The following is a 7,596-nucleotide window of genomic DNA, read 5'->3' on the forward strand; positions in this document are numbered from 1 at the left end:
AAATCCTTTTTTCTTAATCCACTTGTAAATCAAAAAAGAAATTCCAATAGGAATTCCGATACCTAAAATTATTATGATTAAAAAAGCGATTATCAATTCCATGCAGTTTTTCAGTATGACACACAACTTGATTATATGCTGAACTTTGTTGTGTATATACCGCCAATTTGGTTGGCTATGCCCAAGTTCTGCAAATTATTTTTCAGTATAGTTGCCATATTTTATTTTCTCGGTATGCAATATAAAGATAATTAAAGGTCATCAAATGGGTTGTTGATATTTTTGATACTATTCTCGGTTACATGAGTATAGATCATGGTGGTCTTAGGATTATTGTGCCCCAAAAGTTCTTGGATATAACGGATATCGGTTCCACTTTCCAATAAATGTGTAGCAAAACTGTGCCTTAGCGTGTGAAGAGTAACCTTTTTCCGTACTCCCGCACTCATGACAGCTTTTTTTAAAACGCTTTGTGCACTGCTGGCACTATATTTTAATTCTTTTTGACCTTCAAACAAATATTCTTTAGGCCTGAACTGTTTGTAATACTCCCGAAGAATCTCAAGAAAACTGCCTGAAAGTAATGTGTATCTATCTTTTTTTCCTTTTCCGCCCTTTATGTGTATCAACATTCTACTACTGTCAACATCATCAATTCTGAGATTGATAGCTTCACCTATTCTTAGTCCTCCAGAGTAGATGAGGGACAAAAGTGTTTTATGTTTTAGGTTGTGGGTGGCATCGATGATGGACCTTACCTCCCCCTTGCTCAGGACAACAGGAAGTTTTTTCTCTTTCTTTGGTCTTGTTAGGTTTAACGAACCAATATCGATGCCCTTGAACAAAAAATACTTCTTTATGCCGTTGATGCATTGGTTTTGATAGGATATGGATTTTCCTTCTCGTACGATGAATTCATAATTAAAGGATTCGACCAACCTTCTTGAGTGGCTTCTAGAATTTTTCAAGATGGTGTACCTGAGAAAAAAATTGGTAACCTCAACGTAGGTGTTCACAGTGTTGGGACTCAATCTCTTTTCCTCCAACCACTTCCTGAACCTATCCAAGTTTTGTTTGTTCAGAGAATCAATGGGCGGTAAATATAGTTTTACTTTCTTTTTAGGTTTATCAGTTTGCTTTTGTTTTAATTCGGTATAGTCCACATAGCAATTTATCTTGCGCATATGGTTGAATACAAGATTTAGGTTCTGGCCTGTGTTCTTGATATAGAATTTGCCGTTTGAATTGTCTCTATTCAACTCCTTTAGTTGAATAAGATGGTTTTCCAATGTTTCATTGGCATAAAAGTTAATGATAATAACATTATCCCCATTTTGTTTTCCTTGAATCAGTTTTACGGTTTTCATCTAAATTTTTTAGATTCTTGAGGGTATGCTGGGCCATTTACTGTAAATAATATGTTTCAAATTACGAAATCAATTCAAATTAAGGAATCTTATCTTGTGAAGGATGAATGTTATTCTAAGTTTTGGACATCCTAAATACCATCACTGAAAGAATCGACCATTGTGAGGCAATCATTAAATTGTTTCTACAATTTTTGTATCTTAATGAAACTAAAAGAGAGCAAATTATATCTCCGAAGTTCTTTTCATGGTTTTGTTGTGCAATCAGGTGTGCAAAATTTAAGAATTTGATGTAAAATATTGATTAACAATATGTTGTTTGTTTGTGGCTAAGTCTGCCACCCCGACGAACCACTAAATAGGTGGTATTAAAGCACTGTTAATCGACTGATTGACAGTGCTTTTTGTTTTTATGCATTCATGTGATATCAAATAAAACCATATAAAAGGTATAGGGGTTCGGTGAATGGTTCGGTACGTTTCTTGTGCATAATTTAGCTTCAGTTTGACGCTGTTTATGGGTGTTTTGCAAACCTGTTTTGTCAAACCCAAAAATTATGTATTATTCACAATACCAAAACTTTAAAAGTTCTAACCTTCTTTAGGGACGTTTCCAACAACCCTGAAAAATTGACCATTTATGCCCGTATCACCGTCAATGGAAAACGTGCCCATATAAGTTTGAAACGTTATGTTTCAATGAATGAATGAATGGGATGAAAATAGGGGAAGCACCCATTTCAATAAAGTAATGGAAGGTGAGGGCTGCCCTTTACAAAAAAGAGTTCCACCCTGTGGGAAACATTGATACTTTCATTCCCGTTGGTCCTTTTAACTAAATGGATTTCAATATCAGATCCTAGGATCATAAAATACAGGTTTTTTCCATCCAATAAGGCCTTGAACGTTGTTTTGGTTTCCACAAAAGCACTCAATGGCTAACTAAAACCTGAATGACCATTGGCGCCATTCCAAAAGGGATCATCGGCTTTTCCCGTGATAATCGGTTTATTCGGTTGAATACAGTTTACCTTATATTCTTTCAATCTTAGGTTGCCAATTGTTTTTTAAGAAAATTCGGATATGCATTTTTCAATGCTTAAGACTAAACGGTATCAACTCGACCGAACATAAACAACTTATGTACAATCATTTCTTTTTATACCTCACCTTGAACAATACAGCTGGACGCCATTTTAAAGGAGACCCGAAGCTAGGACCGCTTGTGATGAAACTTACAAACTGAACATTTTTCAATAATCCGATGTCTTTGATCAGGCACATTTAAAATACTATATTAGTGTTAGCGCAGCTCATATTCAGATGTCAACCCAAATTGCATATCATCTTTGAAAATTTCATTAACGGACAAACAAAAAAACCATGAGTAAAATAACGTACGTTCCAAGGTTCAAAAAATATTTTTGGCTATGTTCCCTTGCTTCCTTTTTGATGGCATGTAGTCAACAAAGCGACGCCGATACAACCCATTCTGAAACACCCTATACATCGGCTTATCTTCAGAATAGGGAACCTCTTGTTCAAAAGCCATATTTGGAACTTCCATTGGGGGACATCAAGCCAGATGGTTGGCTTAAAGAACAATTGACCCGGATGAGAGATGGGATGACAGGACATTTGGATGAATTGTACCCAGAAGTGGTTGGTTCAAGGAACGGATGGTTAGGTGGGGATGGAGACGGATGGGAACGAGGCCCGTATTGGATTGATGGTTTACTGCCATTGGCGTATATTTTAAACGATGAGGATTTGATAAATAAGGCAAAACCATGGATTGAATGGACCTTGAACAACCAAACGGAAGAAGGATATCTGGGTCCTGTCCCTTTTGATACTGAGCCAGTACATGAAACGGGATTGCAACGAGGGATGCGAAAAGATTGGTGGCCAAAGATGGTTATGCTCAAAGTCTTAATGCAATATTATGGGGCAACCAAAGATGAGAGGGTAATTACCGCTTTGACTAAATATTTCAAATATCAACTTAGGGAATTACCGGAAAGACCATTGGATTTTTTAACTTTTTGGGGTAATCGAAGAGGTGGTGATAATTTGCAGGTGGTCCTTTGGCTTTACAATATCACAGGGGATAGCTTTCTCTTGGAACTGGCCGAGCTCATATCACAACAGACCTTTCCTTGGACCGAAGTGTTCCTAAATGATATTTCACGAAAAAAATTGGATTGGGCCTGGACCAGTAGTGGGATAACATATCCTTTTAAACCTGCGGAAATCAATGAAATCCATCTTTCCAAACTTGGCAGTTTACATTGTGTAAATTTTGCCCAAGGTTATAAAGAACCTGTAATTTACTTTCAGATCGATCAAGATTCCATTCATTTACGGGCGGCCAAACAGGCATTGAAGGATATCAGCTATTTTCATGGTCAACCCCAAGGTATGTATGGTGGAGACGAACCTTTGCATGGTACAGATCCCACTAAAGGTGTTGAATTCTGTTCCATATCGGAATCCATGTACTCCTTGGAAAGTATGTTGCCGATCACAGGTGATATGGCCTATGCCGACCTATTGGAAAAAATTGTCTTTAATGCATTGCCTACGCAGGCCAACGATGATTATACAGCAAGGCAATATTTTCAAGCCGCCAATCAAGTAGAACTTTCCGATAAACTCCAAAGTTCCTATCAAACCCATGTACACAAAGGGACTGATTTTGTCTTTGGTTTGTTGTCCGGGTATCCCTGTTGCACGACCAATATGCACCAAAGTTGGCCCAAGTTTGTCCAAAATCTTTGGTACGCCACATTGGATGGTGGGGCTGCAGCTCTTTTGTATGCACCTAGCACAGTCTCCTTAATGGTTGGAAATGGACAAAAAATTGGGATTACTGAAAAGACCATGTTTCCATTCAAGGATACCGTGCGTTTTGAATTTTCCATGGAGAAGGAAGTGGCATTTCCCTTTCACCTCCGTATTCCGGAATGGACCGTTGACCCAATTATCAAAATCAATGGTGAAAAAATACAAGTTAAGGTTGAAAACCAAGTAGCCATTATCAAAAGAACATGGAGAAATGGCGATGGCTTGACCCTTGAGATGCCCATGCAAATGAGAGTGTCACAATGGTTTGATTTTGCACGGACCGTAGAAAGAGGCCCATTGGTGTATGCATTGAAAATCCAAGGAGAGGAAAGGAAGAAAAATCGAGGTGATGCCTATGGGGAATTCACAGAAGTCTTTCCGTCTGAACCATGGAACTTTGCCTTGCTCTCCGACGATCTTGATTCCATTGAAAATGTATATCAAGTAGAGGAAAAGGAATGGGATGGATCATATCCTTGGAATTTGGAAAATGTACCTATCAAAATTAAGGCAAGAGGTATCCGATTGCCAGAATGGGAATTGGTAAATGGTGTGCCGGTTTTTCCAGCATGGTGGGGTGCCAATCAATCCAATTACAAGGACTCTGGAATACAGGATCTAATACTGGTTCCATATGGTGCCACGACGTTGAGAATAACGGAGTTCCCTGTAGTGGGCAAACATTGATTCTGAAGATGATGCGTACCGTTTCAAATTTCAAATGTATAAGCATGAATTTCCAAGCAAGTATAAAGCTCAAATATCTGTTCATGTTCCAAATATTGGTAAGTGCATTACCCAGTTATGGGCAGACTGTTCCTTTACACAGTACAGAAATAGCCTATAATAAGGGTTATGGGTTGACACCGGTTTCATTTAGTGAGGTAACCTTGATAGATTCTTTTTGGAAGCCAAGATTGAATACGCAAATGGAAACCTTGGTTCCCTTTGCATTGGATAAAACAGCTGAAGCCCAAGAGGCCCTGAAACTCGCAGGGGACTTTTTGGAAGGACTTGACTCCCCATTGCCTACCCCTCATAGATACCGATCTTCGGATCTGTTTAAAGTTATGGAGGGAGCTGCTTATCTTCTTAAGAACGAGAGAAGTCCTGAACTTGAACATAGAATGGATAGCATCATTGACATCATCGCAAGGGCTCAAAAGAAAGATGGTTATCTATATGTGGCACATATCACCGGAGTTTCCAAGGATCATGAACATTGGGGAGGTGGAGGTATGGGAGACAAACCCTATTCCTATGTACTTCACAGCCATGAATTATATAATATGGGCCATATGTACGAGGGGGCCATTGCCTATTTTTTGGCTACAGGAAAGGATAAATGGCTCAAGGTTGCGGAAAAGAATGCGCAACATATCAATAAGGTATTTTTTGTAGGGGATCCAAACTATAATAATGGGGTCCCAATAAATCAAGCACCTGGGCATGAAGAATTGGAATTGGCACTTGCTAAATTGTACCGGGTTACCAATAATCCATTATATCTTGAAATGGCCAAAAAATTTCTGGACATTAGGGGGCGAACCTTTGTGCCAGATGGTGAAGGTGTCATGTCCTCCGATTATGCCCAACAACATGAACCGGTAACAATGCAACGAAAAGCGGTTGGTCATGCGGTAAGGGCTACCTATCTATATTCCGGGATGGCGGATGTTGGAGCCCTTTCCGGGAGTGATGAATACAATGAGGCCCTCAAAAGTATCTGGCATGATATCGTGGATACCAAATTGAGCATAACAGGTGGCCTTGGTGCGGTTCATGGTATAGAGGGATTTGGTCCTGCCTATGTACTTCCCAATAAGGAAGCCTACAATGAAACATGTGCTGCAGTGGGCAATGTTTTTTTCAATTTCAGGATGTTTTTGCTCACCAAAGATTCCAAATATATGGATGTGGCCGAAGTTTCATTGTTAAACAATGCACTGGCTGGCGTAAATTTAGAAGGGAACAAGTTTTTTTATGTCAACCCCTTGGAAGCCGATGGTGATACTCCCTTCAACCATGGAAAACCGGGTAGGTCACCATGGTTCAATACTGCCTGTTGTCCATCCAATATTGCCAGGCTCATACCACAGGTCTCCGGGATGATGTACGCTTTTGACGATCATTCGATTTATGCTAATTATTATGCATCCAGCTCTACCACTATCCCTTTGAAAATAGGGGGAATAGGCATACGACAAAATTCGAAATACCCGTTTGACGGTAAAATTGAAATGGAACTGGAACTTGATGGAATCAAAAAATTCGATTTGAGGTTGAGGATTCCTACGTGGTCAAGAACAAATCAATTCGTACCTGGCAGTCTTTATTCCTATATCGATCAACCCGATGAAAAATGGACTGTTACCGTGAATGGAGAAAAGATTGATGCTGAGCTTGAAAATGGTTTTGCTGTGGTTAGTAGAAATTGGAAAAATGGGGATCGGGTCACTTTGGAATTGCCAATGCCGGTAAGGTTCAACAAATCATTGGACAAAGTAGAGGCCAATAACGGAAGGGTTGCGGTCACAAGAGGACCACTCGTATATGTGGCCGAAGGAATTGACAATAAAAATACAGTGCAGCATTACTTTATTAATGATATCCCATCAAGTGATGGGATTACTGCGCATCCCATTGCTAATGGGTTAATGAAAAATATCGTTGAATTAAGTGTTCCTTCAATGTTGGTCACAGAGAAAAATGTCGTTTCAGAACGTTTGAATATGGTGCCCTATTATGCATGGGATAATCGGGAAGATGGATCAATGATGGTCTGGTTCCCCACTTCTGGGAATGGGGTTCAATTCACCGAAGGTAATTCAGTCCGGGGAGGAAAATACCAAAGGGTTAAAGCCTCTACCACCGACAAGGTGGGTACCATAGGTGCCATTTCGGATCCCAGAAGACCGGCAAGTTCCTTGGATAGGACCATTCAGCCTTGGATAAGTGGCGATGAAGGACCACAATGGATTGAAGTGCAACTTGAACAAATTCAGAAGATTAGAAGCATCGGGTTATATTGGTTTGATGATGGACGGAAGATCTTGATTCCTGCCAATTGGTCCATTGAGTACTTGGACAGTGGATCCTGGATCGAAATGCCCATATATGTCACGGATAGCTATGCTGTAGATAAAGACAAGTATAATGTGGTTCACCCAGGAAAGGAACTTGCCACAAATGGTTTAAGGATCAAAATTGAACCTAAACTGCAAAGTAAGGTAGGAATTTTAGATTTGGATATTCAGTGCAAAAAACGGGCATAGTATACCACCTTCGGCGGGTCAAAGTGAGCCACCCGCGGCGGACCAAAGTGAGCATAGTGGGGCGGATGAACGTGAGCCACTAAAAAGATCGATTCTATTTGAGTGTT

General features: G+C 39.8%; 4 protein-coding genes. 3 read left to right on the forward strand and 1 reads right to left on the reverse strand.

What is annotated here, in order from left to right:
• Positions 1 to 251 precede the first annotated feature (251 nt).
• Positions 252 to 1,367, reverse strand: coding sequence for a tyrosine-type recombinase/integrase (locus GTK07_RS18985; protein WP_127137550.1), 1,116 nt, complete (start codon positions 1,365 to 1,367; stop codon positions 252 to 254).
• Positions 1,368 to 1,997: 630 nt separating this feature from the next.
• Here GTK07_RS18985 and GTK07_RS19455 point away from each other — a divergent pair.
• The 3 genes from GTK07_RS19455 to GTK07_RS18995 all read left to right on the forward strand — a co-directional run bounded on the left by GTK07_RS19455 (position 1,998) and on the right by GTK07_RS18995 (position 7,489).
• A complete protein-coding gene (locus GTK07_RS19455) occupies positions 1,998 to 2,078 on the forward strand; it encodes a hypothetical protein (protein WP_335341872.1) in 81 nt (26 codons plus the stop codon).
• Between the two features lie 672 nt (positions 2,079 to 2,750).
• Positions 2,751 to 4,901 carry a beta-L-arabinofuranosidase domain-containing protein gene (locus tag GTK07_RS18990; protein ID WP_163636621.1) on the forward strand — a complete coding sequence of 717 codons (2,151 nt, stop codon included), beginning with the start codon at positions 2,751 to 2,753 and terminating at the stop codon, positions 4,899 to 4,901.
• Between the two features lie 44 nt (positions 4,902 to 4,945).
• Positions 4,946 to 7,489: a glycoside hydrolase family 127 protein gene (locus GTK07_RS18995; protein WP_203583848.1), complete on the forward strand. Its 2,544-nt coding sequence runs from the start codon at positions 4,946 to 4,948 to the stop codon at positions 7,487 to 7,489.
• Positions 7,490 to 7,596: the final 107 nt, after the last annotated feature.

Origin of the sequence: Flagellimonas sediminis, assembly GCF_010500845.1 — a bacterium.
In the GTDB taxonomy this organism is placed as follows: Bacteria; Bacteroidota; Bacteroidia; order Flavobacteriales; family Flavobacteriaceae; genus Flagellimonas; species Flagellimonas sediminis.